General features: G+C 47.3%; 12 protein-coding genes. 1 reads left to right on the top strand and 11 read right to left on the bottom strand.

All coding sequences use genetic code 11. The features are described 5' to 3' along the window. The 6 genes from PV783_RS07950 to PV783_RS07925 form a co-directional block, all read right to left on the bottom strand. On the bottom strand, nucleotides 1-1,194 hold the full coding sequence (locus PV783_RS07950) for a glucuronyl hydrolase (protein ID WP_420987624.1): 1,194 nt from the start codon (nucleotides 1,192-1,194) through the stop codon (nucleotides 1-3). Nucleotides 1,195-1,215: 21 nt separating this feature from the next. Beyond that, entirely contained in the window at nucleotides 1,216-2,268 is a 1,053-nt protein-coding gene (locus PV783_RS07945) for a LacI family DNA-binding transcriptional regulator (protein WP_420987623.1), read from the bottom strand. A 30-nt stretch (nucleotides 2,269-2,298) separates the two neighbouring features. Beyond that, entirely contained in the window at nucleotides 2,299-3,060 is a 762-nt protein-coding gene (locus PV783_RS07940) for an SDR family oxidoreductase (protein ID WP_414649786.1), read from the bottom strand. 51 nt (nucleotides 3,061-3,111) lie between these two features. Further along, the gene (locus PV783_RS07935) at nucleotides 3,112-5,394 is read right to left on the bottom strand and encodes a DUF4861 family protein (RefSeq protein ID WP_420987622.1); all 2,283 of its coding nucleotides are present in this window, start codon (nucleotides 5,392-5,394) and stop codon (nucleotides 3,112-3,114) included. Then, nucleotides 5,357-6,199, bottom strand: coding sequence for a 5-dehydro-4-deoxy-D-glucuronate isomerase (gene kduI, locus PV783_RS07930; protein WP_111576653.1), 843 nt, complete (start codon nucleotides 6,197-6,199; stop codon nucleotides 5,357-5,359). The genes PV783_RS07935 and kduI overlap by 38 nt, the downstream gene beginning before the upstream one ends. A gap of 305 nt (nucleotides 6,200-6,504) precedes the next feature. Beyond that, nucleotides 6,505-8,460, bottom strand: a complete 1,956-nt coding sequence (locus tag PV783_RS07925; RefSeq protein WP_420987621.1) for a heparinase II/III domain-containing protein — start codon at nucleotides 8,458-8,460, stop codon at nucleotides 6,505-6,507. 505 nt (nucleotides 8,461-8,965) lie between these two features. On the opposite strand from PV783_RS07925, the gene PV783_RS07920 reads away from it, so the two are divergent. Then, nucleotides 8,966-10,612, top strand: coding sequence for a UxaA family hydrolase (locus tag PV783_RS07920; protein ID WP_420987620.1), 1,647 nt, complete (start codon nucleotides 8,966-8,968; stop codon nucleotides 10,610-10,612). 256 nt (nucleotides 10,613-10,868) lie between these two features. Here the strand turns inward: PV783_RS07920 and PV783_RS07915 are convergent, their stop codons facing one another. Genes PV783_RS07915 through PV783_RS07895 form a run of 5 tightly spaced genes read right to left on the bottom strand, consistent with a single transcriptional unit; the run spans nucleotide 10,869 to nucleotide 16,751 of the window. Beyond that, entirely contained in the window at nucleotides 10,869-12,158 is a 1,290-nt protein-coding gene (locus PV783_RS07915; RefSeq protein ID WP_079469273.1) for an MFS transporter, read from the bottom strand. 33 nt (nucleotides 12,159-12,191) lie between these two features. After that, nucleotides 12,192-12,854 (bottom strand): bifunctional 4-hydroxy-2-oxoglutarate aldolase/2-dehydro-3-deoxy-phosphogluconate aldolase, encoded by a 663-nt coding sequence (locus PV783_RS07910; protein WP_420987619.1) that lies wholly within the window; start codon nucleotides 12,852-12,854, stop codon nucleotides 12,192-12,194. 3 nt (nucleotides 12,855-12,857) lie between these two features. Then, the gene (locus PV783_RS07905) at nucleotides 12,858-13,856 is read right to left on the bottom strand and encodes a PfkB family carbohydrate kinase (protein WP_420987618.1); all 999 of its coding nucleotides are present in this window, start codon (nucleotides 13,854-13,856) and stop codon (nucleotides 12,858-12,860) included. Then, nucleotides 13,856-15,250 carry a glucuronate isomerase gene (gene uxaC, locus PV783_RS07900; RefSeq protein WP_079469276.1) on the bottom strand — a complete coding sequence of 465 codons (1,395 nt, stop codon included), beginning with the start codon at nucleotides 15,248-15,250 and terminating at the stop codon, nucleotides 13,856-13,858. The genes PV783_RS07905 and uxaC overlap by 1 nt, the downstream gene beginning before the upstream one ends. A gap of 7 nt (nucleotides 15,251-15,257) precedes the next feature. Then, on the bottom strand, nucleotides 15,258-16,751 hold the full coding sequence (locus PV783_RS07895) for a tagaturonate reductase (RefSeq protein ID WP_420987617.1): 1,494 nt from the start codon (nucleotides 16,749-16,751) through the stop codon (nucleotides 15,258-15,260). Nucleotides 16,752-16,877: the final 126 nt, after the last annotated feature.

Raw genomic sequence — 16,877 nt, 5'->3', positions numbered from 1 at the left:
TTATTTCGCCCATTGTTTATACCGCAGCAATGCTTCTACAAAATAATAATCGGCGTAGGTGAGCGGTACATCTACTTCCGATTTATTAGGCAGGTGGCCTACGCTATGCATCAGTATGAAATCATTGTTCTCTCCTTCCTTCGCCAGGTATGCCGGGCTACAAAGGCTTGTCAGCATTTTTTCTGCGGCGTTCCAGTAACGTTTACCATCGGCTTTGCCTGTGTAGCGGCTCAGTTCCAGCAGTGCAGATGCGGCTACTGATGCAGCAGATACATCACGCAGTGCGTTGGGAATATCCGGTGCATCATAGTCCCAGTAAGGCACCAGGTCGGCCGGCATATGCGGGTTGTTCAGGATAAACTCTGCAATATGACGTGCCTGTTCCAGGTAAACTTTGTCCTTTGTATCGCGGTACATCAGGGTGTAACCATAGAGCCCCCATGCCTGTCCGCGCGACCAGGCAGAGCTGTCTGCCAGCCCCTGGTGCGTTTTACGTTCATTTACGGCGCCGGTAGCAGGATCATAATCCACTACGTGGTAAGAGCTGTAATCCGGACGGAAATGATTTTTCATGGTGGTGTTGGCGTGTATGCGTGCAATGTCTGCAAATTGTTTATCACCGCTTTCGCGGGTGGCCCAGTTCAGCAGTTCGAGGTTCATCATATTATCAATGATCACCGGGAATTTCCAGGTGCCGTGATCCCATGATTTGATACAACCTACAGTTGGATTAAACCGCGTGGATAGTGACTTTGCACTGGTAAGCAGGATAGCTTTGTAAGCGGTGTCTTTTGTGATGCGCAGGGCATTTCCAAAAGGACAATACATCATAAAGCCCAGGTCATGTGTGTGGGTATTGTACTGTTCTTTTTGTACAAGCGCCATTCTTTTCAGGGCTTCATTCTTAAAGGCCGGATCTTTCGTGTATTCAAAAAGATACCAGTTGGTACCGGGATAAAAACCGGAGGTCCACCAGCTGGAGTTAGACGTCATCAAACTGCCGTCTTTGCTGGTGCTACGGGGTAACAAGCTGTCGGGCACATGCTTCATCATCAGCTTATACTGCCTGGCGGCAAATTGCAATGTGGCATCTGCCTTTGCCAGTAAGGCTTTATCTGCTTTACCTGCTTGTGCATACGATTGCATCAAAAATGCAGGCAATAACAGTACCGTAAAGAACAGGTTCTTTTTCATAATAACGTGATTAGAGTATGATCATTTCTTTTTTCCGCTACTCTTGGCTGTACCGGCAGAAGACTCGCGGGCTATCAGTTGAATAGGTATTATTTCCTGTGAATAACGTGGTACGCTGGAAGGGGCGGTATTAATCAGTTCCATGAGGGCAGCCACCACCCTTTCTCCCATCATAGCCGGATACTGGTCTACACTGGTAACAGGCGGCGTAACAATTTCTGTCCGGGGATCATTGGAATACCCTACTATTTTCAGGTCTTCCGGCACCCTTACATTGATCTTACGGCAATACTCCATGATGGTAATAGCAGTAGTATCGTTAGATGCAAATACGCCATCCGGAAATGGTGGTTGCGAGAATATTTTTTCACACGTTTGCCAGGCGTTATCGCGCGTGAGCTCGTGATAAAATACGCGCGTTTTTTTAAACGGCAGCTTAAACTCCTGTAAGGCGTTCTTGTACCCTGCTACTCTTTCCACATACAGGTTACAGCTTAGCGGCCCGGAAATATGAACAATATCTTTACAACCTTTTTCTATCAGGTGGGTAGTGGCGGTGTAACCTCCTACGTAATCATCTCCCTTAATCACTTTTACATTGTAATCTTTGGGGACCCTGTCAAAAAATATCAGCGGAATGTTGTTGTCCTTGAATATATCGAAATGGGAAAAGTCGGTGGTATATAACGTAGTGGATACCACCAATCCGTCTACCCGTGCGGAATACAGCGTATTTACCAGTGCTATTTCCTGTTCGTAGGAATCATTGGATTGGCAGATGATCAGGTTATATCCATGTTCCTGCAGTTTATTTTGAATGATCGTACTGATAGCGGCAGGAAAGAACATGGAGATACGCGGAACAATAAGCCCGATGGTTTTGCTTTTGTTGTTGCGCAAACCGGCGGCCAGGGCATTAGGACGATAACCCAGTTTACGGGCCATCTTCTTCACCTTATCTTTCGTACGTGCGCTGATGTTAGGATTATCATTCAGTGCGCGTGAAACAGTAGATACTGAGAGTTTCAGTTCTTCTGCAATATCTACAATTGTTTTTTCGGTACGTTTGCTCATGTATAGAGGCTATTAGCTGTAAGTGTTCTGTTATCTTCCCATCCAGCCACCATCCACTGTAAGGATAGTACCATGTACATAATCAGCCGCTTTTGAGGCAAGGAATATTGTTGGTCCGGCAAAATCCTCCGGTTCCCCCCATCTGCCGGCTGGAATACGGTCCAGTATAGCGCTGCTGCGTTGCTGATCTGCCCTCAGTGCCGCGGTATTATCCGTGGCAATATATCCCGGGGCAATTGCATTCACATTCACTCCTTTGGAAGCCCATTCATTGGCAAATGCCTTTACCAGTGATCCTACGGCTCCTTTACTGGCTGCATATCCCGGCACATTGATACCGCCCTGGAAGGTGAGCAAAGATGCTGTAAAGATAACTTTTCCGCTCCCACGGGCAATCATTCCTTTCCCGATTTCACGGGTCAGGATAAATTGGGCGTTCAGGTTGATGTTAATCACTTCGTCCCAGTACTCGTCCGGGTGTTCTGCAGCGGGCTTACGGAGAATAGTGCCTGCGTTATTCACCAGGATATCTATTACAGGAACATCCTGTTCCAGTTGCTTAATAAATGCATAGAGGCTGGTCCGGTTGGAAAAGTCGGATTGATAAGCCTTAAAACTACGGCCCAATGCCTTTACCTCTTTTTCCACTTCGCTGCCACTCAGCTCCAGGGAGGCTGACACCCCGATAATATCGGCACCTGCGGAAGCCAGTGCCACCGCCATCGCCTTTCCTATACCACGTTTGCAGCCAGTAACCAGCGCAGTTTTTCCTTTTAACTGAAATAAGTCCATGATGAATAAGTTGGAGTTTTCCGGCACACCACTGGTGGCCTGCCGGAAAAGTTATTGAATCGTTACCTGTAAGGGTTGCTTAATTTTTTTGGCGAATGTTTCCAGGTAGCTGAACCACTCTTCAGCGGAAGTGATTCTTCCGCCTTTGTTCCAAGCCGCCCCGAAATAGTATTCGTATGGCTGCTGGCTCCCTGCTGTTCCGGGGCTTAGCAAATGTACGCGATCTGTTTTCATTCCCGGTACTTCCCGGGCAAAAACACAGCCTATACCCAAGGTGCCATCGTCGCCATGAACGGGCTCCCAGTAGCCCATTACGCCGGTTTTCTCATCCAGCAATACGGTACCCGGCTCTTTGCGTTTTACAATACCGGTTACCACGGGGATGTCATTTCCCTTAAAGTTGTATTGCACCTGCATTTTATTGAGTTGGGAACCTGCATCCAGGGAAATGGTTTTGGTAACAGTAACGGCCGTATTGCCCGCCTGCCAGGTATCGTAGGTCAGGGAAAAAGTGGTGCGCAACGGACCATTATCAAGGGTTTTCGACTGCCGGTAGTTTTTTGGGAAATAGATGGTATCCTGTCCGGAGGGCGCTGTATCACCTGCACCAAGTGTTAAGCCCACGCTGTAATAGTCCAATCCCTGCCCGTTGTCATGGTGATAGTTATCCAGTTTATACCAGGTGTCGATCACCATATCGGTGGTGCGCTTCGCCCATACATCAATACCATAGGCCATTTCTTTCGGTACCAGTTCAAGCGCCTTGCCATACATGCGGTAGGCCATGCGGTCATTTTCCCAGGCGTAATCATCTTTGCGCTCAGGTACATAACGACCATACGCTTTCGCCTTTACCGGCGCCGGGGCACCTTCTGCCACTGCGGCATACAAACTTGCTGCAGCGGGCAGCGTTACCTGTAATAATATCTTCTTTGCTGATTTACCACCTTCATAAATCACCTGATAAGGAATTTCCTGTCCGCTCACAATATCCACTACTTTAAAACCTTTCAACGTTTGTTTGGATAATTTCGCGCTGAAAGCGGGATAAGGAATTTCTGTAACCTCTTCTATCCTGTTGATACCGGTGTTATTGGAGATGACCAGGTGGGCAGCTGCATTTTTCCGGAGGTCATATTTAATCAGTTCAGAACCGGCTAACAGGAACGCACCTACGCCATATACTTCCGTATCGTTAGCGGTAGCTTTTCCGGGTGCAGCGCCTATTTCCTGGACAAAGCCCAGTTTACCATTTGGCTGTACGCAACCGGTAAGTGCTTCCCATCCTTTCTGTATTATCGGTAAAAATTGTTTCTCTGATAAAAGACCATTGTTCACTCCCCACATCAACGCATATACGTAGAAACCGGTGCCGCTTGTTTCCTTTGCCGGATAGCTGTCCGGGTCCAGTAAACTGGCATGCCAGGTACCGTCTGCAGTTTGCAGGGCGGCTATGCGGTAAGCCATTTGTTTATACAGGTCCTGGAAACGCGTCTTTCCGGCGTAACCGGCCGGCATATTATCCAGCATACGCACCAGGCCGCCCATTACCCAGCCGTTACCACGACTCCAGTATACGTTGGTGCCATTCTTTTCTTTTTTGCCGATATAACTGCCATCGCGGTAATAAAGGCTATCCTGCTTATTATACAGGTAGTCAGTTGTTTTCCACCACAGCTTGTCCGCGGTTTCCAGATAACGCGAATCCCCGGTGGCGGTGCTTAAATAAGCCAGCGCCGGAGGCCCCATGAACAACGCATCACACCAGGCCCATTCACGATGATGAATACCATCTTTCCATTCGAGAGATTCTGTATGCGGCGCTGCCACAATGCTATCTGCCAGCTTACGGAATTTGTCGATCATTACCGGATCTTTATACACACTGTTTAATTGTGAGTATAGCTGTCCCACACAGTATTCATCTGCGAAAAAACGGTCCGGTCCTGTGTTCCAGTCATTATCTTTTCCTACCTGTACCAGGCGGTCAATAAAGAAGGGATTGGATGTTACCTGCGCCAGCGACATCATGCCTGCATACATGGCGCCGTTGGTCCAGTCGGTAGGCGCATGGTTCCAGCCATTAGCAGTAATATGGCGCCATTGCCAGGAAGCCACTTTTTCCATTTGCGCCCTTACCGCGGCAGCAGTGTAGGCATCAGTGAAAACCGTGGCATGCTGCCCGGTAACAGGTTCCGTAGCATGCACCGGTAAGCCGGCATGCAGGAAAGACAAGCTCAGCAAGCTTCCTGCGATAATTTTTTTCATCATCATGATAGCAGCTATTATCAGTTCATTAACGTAGTTCAGTGATCTTGCAATGATCCATATCACTATAGTCGAGGTTTTCACCGGCCATACCCCATATAAAAGTATAGTTACTGGTACCGGCGCCGGAGTGAATAGACCAGGGCGGGGAAATAACTGCCTGTTCATTCTGCATCCAGATATGGCGGCTTTCCTGCGGCTGTCCCATAAAGTGGCATACGGACTGCCCTTCCGGCACTTCAAAATAAAAATACACCTCCATTCTCCTGTCGTGCGTATGCGCCGGCATGGTGTTCCACACGCTGCCTGGTTGCAGCTCTGTCATGCCCATCTGCAGCTGGCAGGTTTCCAGCACACTGTTTACCAGCAGTTTATTGATAGTGCGGTGATTGGAAGTTTCAAGCGCACCCAGTGTTACCACTTCTGCTTCTTTTTTAGACACTTTGCGGGTGGGGAAGCTATGATGAGCAGGAGTGGAATTCAGGTAGAATTTGGCGGGTGTTTGTGCGTTTTTACTGGAGAAGATCACCTGTTGTTTTCCTTTGCCGATGTATAACGCTTCTTTATACGCCAGTTCAAATTTCTCCCCGTCCACTTCCACTATGCCATCGCCTCCAACATTGATCATACCCAGTTCCCTTCTCTCCAGGAAATAGGCTGCTTTCAGCAGATCAATCGTTTCCAGTACCACCGGCCCTTTCACGGGCATTGCGCCGCCGGTCAGGTACCGGTCGTAATGTGTATGCGTCCAGGCAATGTGGTCGGCATCAAAAATTTTCTCCATTAAAAATGCCTGCCGGAGTTGTGCCGTATCCATTTGCTTTACTTCAGCCGGACTGCTGGCATATCTTGATTCGAACGTGGTGCTCATATGATGTTTGAATGTTTTTATCTATTGAGAATACTGATTCATTATTTGCCCGGCCCCAGGAGGATTGCCCACTGTTTGGCCCTTTACCGCTGTTGTAATGGATTGCGCGGGGCTCATAGCTCCGGCAAGCCCTGCCAGTGACACTATTCTGATAAAGTTTCTGCTTTCCAATGTGGCTTTCCTTTATAAAGTTAAAAAAGCGGTTCCATTACATGGCTTCAGGCGAAAGCTCTAAAGTAATGCAAACGTTTGCAAAAATCAAGCATTTATTTTAAAAAATGTCTTTTACAGGATGGTATGGGTACCTATTTACGGCGCATCACAAACGCCACCGAGTGTTTACCGGTTAGTGCCTGGCTCCGGGCCTTCAGGCTGATTCGTGTTACGTGGTCGCCCCATACCGGTGACAAGCGGCTATCTTTTATCTCCTGCTGCTCCGTTACCACTTCAAATAAGGAAGGATCGTAGGTTAGTAACAGGTCCGCAGTTCCGCCTTTTAATACAATCCTTCCGGGTGTACCGGTGCCGGCAGGCAGACAGGTCATAAAATGCAGCAGGAAGGGCTCCTTCCATTCTTTTAACTGGTATGCCTCCGATAATTGCAGGGAAGTTTTGGCAGGGTTGAATGTAAATGTACGTTTCCACGATTGTACCATTGCTGTTTCCGGATAAGCAGCGGCAATATCCATACTCAGCTTATTGTGACTGTACTGCACAGCTGTAGCCTGAAACTTCCGGCCATCCTGCTGTTGAACACCGTTAATAGTGGGGCAGTTATGCCATTGCGATTGCATAAACCATAATTTGTAACGGTCGGCACTAAATGTTTGCTTTGTATAGGTACCCACGCCAACATCAATAATGGCCGGCTTTCCATCCATGTACAGCACAAAATTTCCAACGTCGTTATGATTATGGCTTTCTGCATTATGTCCGCCCTGTGCAGCGAAGAATAAGCCTTTGGAAACACCGGCTTCAGAGCGGAGCGACAATACCTGCAAATCAGGGAGCCAGTTTTCCGCGGTATAAGGGGCTGTTGCTTTGGCAGATAACAAGGCACTGCGATATTCCACGTTATACACAAAGAAAGCCAGGGAAGGCGTTTTAACCCTGTTACTGTCGGGATTCTCCAGCCTTGAGAGGTAAGCGGCGAAGTTAACCAGCAACGGGTCGTGAAAAGCAGTTCCGTATAAATACACGGTATGTGAAGGTGGAATGGTGCTCGCAGAAGCATCTGCAAAATTCACAAACCGGCTGCTGTCTACATGCATTTTATAAATATAGGCGCCGATCCGGTGAATCAGTTCATTATTGCTCCAGCTCAACCGGTGTGCAGAAGCGCTGTTCAGCAGATCAATAAATTCGATGAGCTTACCGCCTGCATGTCCCCAGTAAGTGGGCCCTTCATCACAGCCGCCATCATCAGGATATCCGTTCACAAAATTATCCGCGCTGCGGATCGTTTTCTCTATTACCTTATTTCGTATATCCGTTTCATTTATACCCAGCAATGCAGTTTGTAAAACATTGGTATTGATCCAGATATTCCAGTTATTCACTGCGCGGCCGCCCCATCCCATCCACCAGAAATCAGTCCGCTTCAGGTAAGGTTCCACAATGCGGTGTTGCAGTTCATAGGTAATCCGTTTATTTACGATTGGGGAAAATTTATCCAGCTGATCGTGCAGCAGGAACTGCGCCCAGCTGAGTGTAGCAGCAGTTTCACCGGCAAAAAGATCCACCACCGGTTCCGCAGGATCGGGCAAACCACTGCCTGCCTTTTGTGCGCCAATATGCGCAGGCAATACCCAGGTGCTTTCTTCCAGGATCAGCCATAAACCGTTTACGATCTGTGGCATGTATTTTCCTTTTCCATCCACCAGTTCTCCGGCCACTAACGCTGCCAATACTTTGCGGCGTTCAAACTGCGCATTTTCAAAATTTACACGGTTACCATTATCACGGTATTGAAGATATAAAGTAGCCGGTAATGAAGGCCAGTCGAACGATAATCCCTTGTCCGCTTCCTTCAGCAATATCGCCTTGCTGGCCGCCGGCAGGGCAGCAATCTTCTCCGTAACAGATTTGTATCGTTGTTCCCTCCACTGAATAATATCCTTAAAAGCAGCATCACCACCTTTCTGCCTGTATTCTTCATATAAATAATTCCTGGCTTTACCGGCATCCTGGCCACTAACGTTACCGGCTATACTAATACCTGAAAAAAGCAATACCGCGCAGATCAGTTTTTTAACGTGCATTTGACATTTTTTTTTGTAAGATAAAAACAGGGCAGTGTAATAGGTTAAAGGGATGGTATATTTCCCAAACCGCGTCATGATGTAAACGTTTGTATTTGTTGCCATACTGTCATTCAATTGTTCGCGCCGGAGTGTATGGCGGGTGTTGTCTTTTCTGCCGGAATCACTCCGCTTCAGGTCAGCAATTCAGATTACCGGTATCTTCAAAATGATCTCGTCAGTTGCTCCCATGGAATTTGTTGGCGTCATCGCCGGAAACCCGCGCTGATAGATCAAAAATATCAAAATACAGGTAAATTACAAACGTTTGCATGAATATTACAGGATCGGGACATTTACACATCCGGGCGGTTAAAAGGCACTGATAGCCGATTAACAATTTATAATTCATTCCTGACCTGCTCCCATAAGGTGTTCCAGCGGAATAATCAAATAGTCAAAATCTTATCATGGATTAACATTTTACTATCACCAGCCGGAGCAGTTATTTACTACTTTAGCTCTTATGAACGCTTATTTACAAATTCATCCTGATGATAATGTGCTGGTAGCCTTACAGGATATACCGGTAGGAACCGATATCTCATTTAACGGACATAACATTCAACTGCAACAAAATATCTCTGCTAAACATAAATTCCTGATAAATGACATCCGGGAGGGCGATCCCATCACGATGTATGGCGTACTGGTAGGCAAAGCCAGCAAAAGCATCGGGAAGGGCGAAACCATTACCACAGAAAATGTGATTCATGATGCCAACGCATTCCATGAAAAAGACAGCTCCCTGGAATGGCAGGCGCCCGATGTGAGTAAATGGAAAACCCGCACCTTTATGGGCTACCATCGGGCCGATGGCCAGGTAGGTACCCGTAACTACTGGCTGGTGATTCCGTTGGTTTTTTGTGAAAACAGGAATGTAAGTGTGATTAAAACCGCTTTCGAAAAAGGACTTGGTTTTTCTCCTGCCGAAGTATATAACGAACAGGTAACGGACCTCGTTTCCCTTTATAAAAGCGGCAACCTGGAAGCCATTAAAAACTATGAGGCAGGCGCACTAACGGAAACGAGTAAACGTAATGTGGTTTTCCCGAATATTGATGGTATTAAATTCCTCACCCACGAGGGAGGCTGCGGTGGCACCCGCCAGGATTCAGACGCCCTGTGCGCCCTGCTGGCCGGTTATATTCATCACTCCAATGTTGCCGGAGCCACTATTCTTAGCCTGGGATGCCAGCACGCGCAGGTATCTATCCTCCAGGAATCACTGAAAAAGCTTAACCCGGCCTTTAACAAACCGGTATTGGTATACGAGCAGCAGAAAAGCGCTTCCGAATTTGCGATGCTGTCTGCCGCCATTAAAGATACTTTCCTCGCGCTGGTAGAAGCCAATAAGCTGACCCGCCAGCCGAGCCCGCTCTCCAAGCTGGTAATAGGATTGGAATGCGGCGGCTCCGACGGGTTTTCCGGCATTTCAGCTAACCCGGCTGTAGGTCATACTTCCGACCTGCTGGTGGCGCTGGGTGGTACTTCCATTCTCTCCGAGTTCCCTGAACTGTGCGGAGTGGAACAGGAACTGATTAACCGCTGTCAGACAGAAGAAACCTCCGATAAGTTCATCCGCATTATGCGCGCATATGAAAATCAGGCCCAGTCGGTAGGCTCCGGTTTTTACATGAATCCATCTCCTGGAAATATCAAGGATGGCCTGATTACCGATGCCATCAAATCCGCCGGGGCAGCTAAAAAAGGAGGAACCTCACCGGTTACGGATGTACTGGATTATACAGAGTATGTAACCAAACCCGGACTGAACCTGCTTTGCACACCCGGTAACGATGTTGAATCCACTTCAGCAGAAGTAGGTTCCGGCGCTAACGTGGTGTTGTTTACCACAGGACTTGGTACGCCTACCGGCAACCCGATTGCACCGGTAGTAAAACTGGCTACCAATACCAAACTGGCTACCCGTATGAAAGATATTATTGATATCAATACCGGTACCATCATCAGTGGCGAACAGAGTATTGCCGGTATGGGTGAAGAAATCCTGGAATATGTGATACAAACCGCCAGTGGTGAAGTGTATACAAAGGCAGAACAACTTAACCAGGATGATTTTATTCCGTGGAAACGGGGTGTTTCCCTGTAAGCAGCGCGGATTTTGTCTTTTTCAGGATTAGACTGATTAGACTGATTACTTTGATTTTACTTTTTTGATTTTATAAGATGAAGAAAGATAAATTAAGCGAATAATTTTTGATACTCATAAGAATAAAAACAAACGTCCGGACATCTGCCCGGACGTTTTCTATTTGAAAATTAGCTTTACAAATCTTTATAAAATCAAAAAAGTAAAATCAAAGTAATCAGTCTAATCAGTCTAATCCTGAAAAAGACAAAATTCGCTAATTCAAATTCACCTGCTCCATTTTAGGTGCAAAGAAGTGCATCACTGTCCAGGCCACCAGGTAAGCCAGGGCGCAGATAGTGAACAGAATATTATAGCCAATACCGATGTTGCCGATTAACTTATAATGATCCAGCATAGCGCCAATCAGCATCGGGAACAGCGTACCGCCAATAGATCCGGCCATACCGCCAATACCTACCACAGAACTTACGGCCCGTTTCGGGAACATATCAGAAGCCGTGGTGAATATGGTGGCAGACCATGCCTGGTGAGCCGCCGTGGCCAAACTGATCAATGCAATAGCGAACCATACATTATTGGAATACTGTATAAGCATAATGGGCAATACGCAAAGCGCAAAGATCAGCATAGACACTTTACGCGCTTTGAAAACCGGCCAGCCGGATTTGATCAGGTGGGAAGATAACCATCCACCACCGATACTGCCAAAGCTGGTAATGGAATATATGATGATCACCGGCAAACCCAGCGTTTCTTTCATATTTACGTGGAAGATGGATTCCAGGTAACCCGGTAACCAGAACAGGAAAAACCACCACACAGGATCAGTCAGTAATTTACCAAATATGAAAGCCCATGTTTGTCTCACGCCCAGGAGCTTACTCCATTTAATAGGTTTGGGTTTCACTTCTTCTACTTCCTGGTCGGAGTGGATATGATCAAATTCTGCTTTGGATAATTTCTTGTGACGGGCAGGCACTTCATAATAGATCCACCAGAATATCAACCAGATAAAACCGATGGCGCCTGTCCATACAAAGGCATTTCTCCAGCCATGATTGCTGGCCAGCCAGTATACCATTGCCGGCCCTATTACAGCCGCAATATTGGAACCTGAGTTAAAGATGCCCGTAGCCAGCGCCCGCTCCTTCTTTGGAAACCACTCTGCGGTGGCTTTAATAGCCGCAGGGAAGTTGCCCGCTTCGCTTACGCCGAGGATAGACCTTACCACACCAAAACCCAGCGTGGAACGCACCAGTCCGTGCGCCATAGCCGACAGGCTCCATACCACAATAGAAACCGCGTATCCCAGTTTGGAACCGATCTTATCTACCAATGCGCCAAAGAAAAGCAAGCCAATCGCATAGGAAGCGGAAAACGCCATCACCAGGTTGCTGTAAGCTGTTTCTGACCAGTGAAACTCAGCTGATAAGTCAGTTTTAAGCAATCCTAATATCTGCCTGTCTATATAATTGATGGTCGTCGCAACAAATAAAAGTGCGCATACCCGCCAGCGATACTTACCTAAAGTTGTGGAATTCATTACGGTTTATTTGGAATTTATAAAGTGTATAAGTTACTTCTTCGGCCTGAGAAATGCAAACGTTTGCACTATTTTATCTTTCAGCGCGCCCCAGTCCTTACTTTCGATCAGGGATTTGGACAGCAGGTTAGACCCCATTCCCACGCATACCACCCCGGCGTCAAACCAGGCATCCATACTAACCCGGGTAGGTTCTACACCGCCCGTAGGCATAAATTTCAGTTGCGGGAACAGCGGTTTGATGGAATTTACATAACCCGGCCCCAGTACGTTACCCGGGAACAACTTCACCAGCCTGGCGCCACTCTTTTCTGCAACAGAAATTTCCGTTGGCGTCATACAACCGGGAATCCAGGTAATGCTTTCCGCACTGCAATAAGCAGCCGTTTCGGGATCAGTTACCGGGCATACAATAAAGTCGGCGCCCATACCGGCATACACGGCTGCATCCGATGCGTTTTTAATAGTTCCGATACCCAGGTATAAATCCGGCATGGCAGCCAGTTTCCTGTCGCGTAGGGTAGCGAAGTTCTTACGTGCATTTTCTCCCCTGCTGGTAAATTCGAATACCCGTAAGCCGCCATCATAACACGCTTGCAGTACTTCCAGGCAAACATTTTCATCATCATGATAAAAAACCGGAATAATCCCGCTTTGCTCAAATGCTGCTATAATTGTTTCAGGACTTGGTGCCATATCTTATATCAGTTTTATTATTTCTTTTTCAGAAGTAGTATTAAAATCTCCTTTCACAAAAAATTTGGAATACGCGGCAGCAGCAGCAAAGGAAATGATCTGCTGATCATCCAGTCCCTGCAGCTGGGCATGTATGAGCCCGGCCATGAAGCAGTCTCCGCTACCCACGCGATCCACTACGTCATTGGTATCGTACTCACGGGAAATGCTCATCTGTCCTTCGTTATAATAAAAGGCGTAGTACAGATTATGCGTGGCAGCATGACTGAAACGGAAAGTAAAAGCCACCCGTTTACAGCGTTTATACGTAGCAGTGATTTCTGCGGCTACCTTTTCTGCCTGTTGCAGGAAAATATCTTTGGTATTGGCTTCCAGCGCAGCGGTATCCAGCGCGGTATCCAGCATATTATTGGCGGCCCAGATGTTGCCCATGATTACATCGCAGTACTGAACCAGCTCCGGCATTACCTCCACCGGCTTTTTGCCATACTGCCATAGTTTACTGCGGTAGTTAAGATCGGTGGAAATGGTCATTCCCTTCCGGGTGGCGGCCTGCAATACTTCCTTGCAAACCTCCGCGGCAGCAGGGTTTAATGCGGGTGTAATAGCGCTCCAGTGAAACCATTCCGCATCACCGAGCAATGCGTCCCAGTTAACAGTGCCCGGCACTATTTCGCTGAAAGACGACCAGGCCCTGTCGTACACTACCTCCGCATGTTTAAGGTCGCTGCCCTGCGCCAGGTAATAAATACCAATGCGCGCACCACCCCACAACACCCTGTCGGTATGGATACCGCGGTTACTCAGTTGCTCCAGCACGTCTTTCGACAACCCGTTTTCAGGCACTTTGCTGATATAGGCCACTTCTGTGCCCCAATTGGCCAATGCCGCTGCTACGTTGGCTTCCGCCCCGCCTACATAAACAGCGGCCGTGTTTTGCGCCAGCTGCGGCGACAAGCGTAATAATATTTCTCCGAATGTGATAACTTTTACCGGCTTCATTAGAATCCAAAATATGCTTTTGCGTTATAGTAACAAATGTCCTGTACCATTTTCCCTAACCAGGCAACATCATTTGGCAGCTCTCCCTGTTCCACATCGTTGCCGATCAGGTTACACAAAATACGGCGAAAATATTCATGCCGGGAATAAGACAGAAAACTTCTGGAATCGGTTAACATTCCTACGAACCGGCTCAGCAAACCCATGTTGCTCAATACATTCATTTGCTTTTCCATACCATCTTTCTGATCCAAAAACCACCATCCGGAACCATACTGAATTTTGCCGGGAATGGCGCCATCCTGGAAGTTGCCTGCCATCGTAGCAAAAACTTCATTGTAGGAAGGATTCAGGTTATATACTACTGTCTTTGTTAACTTATCTTTCTTATCCAGTGCATCAAAAAATGCGCTCATGGCTTCCGCAACGCGCCAGTCGCCGATTGAATCCACACCGGCATCAGCCCCTACCTGCTGCAGTAAGCGGGAATTATTATTACGGATAGCGCCCACATGGAACTGTTGTGTCCATTCCCTTTCATGATTCCACTCGCATACCGCCAGCAGGACGGCCGTTTTAAACTGCGCATTCTCGTATGGTGTGGCAGCGCGGTGGTTGCGGGTATTGTAAAAAATAGTATCCAGTTCCCTTCCGGTAGCCGGTGAAAAATAAAAGGTGCTGATGCCATGATCACTCAGGCGGCCGCCGGCTTCATGAAAATAAGTATGCCGGCTATGGAGTGCCTCAATGAGGTCCTCAAACTTCGTGATCTCTTTATTGGTAACTGCTGCCAGCTCATTAATAAAACGGTTGAACACCTCCGGGTTATCCACCGCCATTGCCCTGTCGGGGCGGAAAGTAGGCAGCACCCGCGTCCCAAAAGGTTTATTGGCAATAGCACGGTGATGCTCCAGCGAATCTACCGGGTCGTCCGTTGTGCACAGCGTGTCTACTTTATAATGTTGCAGGAGTGTTTGTGTGGATAACCGGGGCAATTGTGCGTTACAATCGTGGTATATCTTCTCCGCTGTTTTTTCATTCAGCAGGTCGGTTACGCCGAAAGGATTTTTTAACTCCATGTGCGACCAGTGATACAAAGGATTGCGCATTGTATATGGCGTAGTAGCTGCCCAGTGACGGAATTTCGTATAGTCGTCGGCGGGGCCTGTAATAAACTCCTCCGGCACGCCGTTGGCACGCATAGCACGCCATTTATAATGATCTCCTTTCAGCCAGATGGCGTACAGGTTGTCAAATGTTTTATTCCCTGCTATTTCATCCGGTGGCAGGTGGTTATGATAATCGATCACCGGCATAGAGACGGCGTAATCAAAGTATAATCGTTTAGCCGTTTCCGTTTTTAATAAAAAATCCTCAGACAGAAATTCCTTCATAACATGATTAATTTTTGAGCAGCTGCGATTGAATAAATGCTTTCACACCATTGCTTTTCAACATTTTTAAGATGCCGGCTACCTGTTCAGCAAAACCTGGAATGGCCGTCAGATCTGTTTCCCACAAACGTTTGTCGCTGCAGATCCCGGTTACCATATCATTTATATCGGTGTGAGTGCGCCACCAGGCTGCAAAAACCGGGGCATTGTCATCTGTAATAACGTATTCTTCCCCGTTCCTGTTGCCATAATATTTACCTGCTTCTTCACGCTCCGGCTGCAGGAACAGCAGCATGGCGGCAAAGCCCAGGCACAGGTGAGGCGGGAGTGTTTTATACTTTTCGTAGTAGCGTACCAGTGTGCGCACATTGCGCGCATTCATCTTGGAACTTTCCTGGAAAGTGATGCTGATGAGCTTATGCGCAATAAACGGATTGGCAAAACGGTCGAGTACTTCCGGCGCAAATGCAGTAGCGGTAGGACAGGTATCTTCAATAGTAGGCAGTATTTCGCGGAGCACCACTTCTTTGAAGAAATGACTCATATAGTCGTCCTGCATACATTCGTATACCGTGTTGAGGCCCGACAGGAAAGCCAATGGCACTGCTGCTGTATGACTGCCATTCAGTAACCGGAGCTTCTGTTCACGGAATGGCGTAATGCTGGGCTCAATCAGCATCCTTTCATCTGCCTTATAAAAAGATAATACAGAACGGGTATGTTCATTACCTTCTATAGCCCATAACAGGTAGGGTTCTACTTCTATCCATAATTTATCTGTGTACCCTGCTTTTTGCTCAATTTCAGCCAGGTTGCGGGGTTTGCCGGGAACGATCCTGTCTACCAGGGAATTACAAAATTGGTTATCCTGCTGGATCCATGTAATAAAAGCCGGTGGCAGTTCATTATAAGCGGCCAGTTGCAGTACAATGTCTTTTAACAGGCGGCCGTTATCTACCACCAGTTCTGTAGGTACAATCACAAAGCCGGTGTTGGCGCTGCCTTTAAAGTAGGTAAACCGCTCCCACAGCACTGCCAGCAATTTGCCGGGGAACGAGGCCGGTACGCCGTCAGCTATTTTCTCCGGAACATACTGGATCCCTACTTCCGTGGTGTTGGAAATAATTGTTTGCAAAGCGGGCTGATGAACAGCAGCTAATATTTCCTGCCATTCTGCATTCGATTGCAAAACCCGGCTAATAGCGGAGTTGATCAGCACCTGGTCTACCAGTTCTCCCTGGGAAACACCTTTGATATGGGTGGTAAACAGGCAGTCCTGACTGGAAAAATCAACAGTATCACCGTCGGTCGATTTCACCACCACAATCCTTCCTTCAAAAATTCCCTGACGGTTGGCTTTGTCTGCGAGATAGTCTACTAAACCGCGCAAAAGCACGCCAGTACCAAATTGAAGGATCTTTTCCGGGAAGGTGAATGTTTTTTCATGAACGCCGGAATCCTGATTTTTTAATATAAATTCTTTGTTTAATATAGGTAGCATTACAACTGATTTATGCTATAAGGTGGCTAAAACTAATAAATATATAATTCACAATTAACAATTTATAATGTTTCCGGAAATAATCGTTCAAACACGTTAAAATTGTATCAACGATATAATCAGAAT

Source organism: Chitinophaga sp. CC14, from assembly GCF_048957795.1.
In the GTDB taxonomy this organism is placed as follows: domain Bacteria; phylum Bacteroidota; class Bacteroidia; order Chitinophagales; family Chitinophagaceae; genus Chitinophaga; species Chitinophaga ginsengisegetis.
Note: the sequence above shows the minus strand (reverse complement) of the source record. Positions and strands in the feature narration are given on the sequence as shown.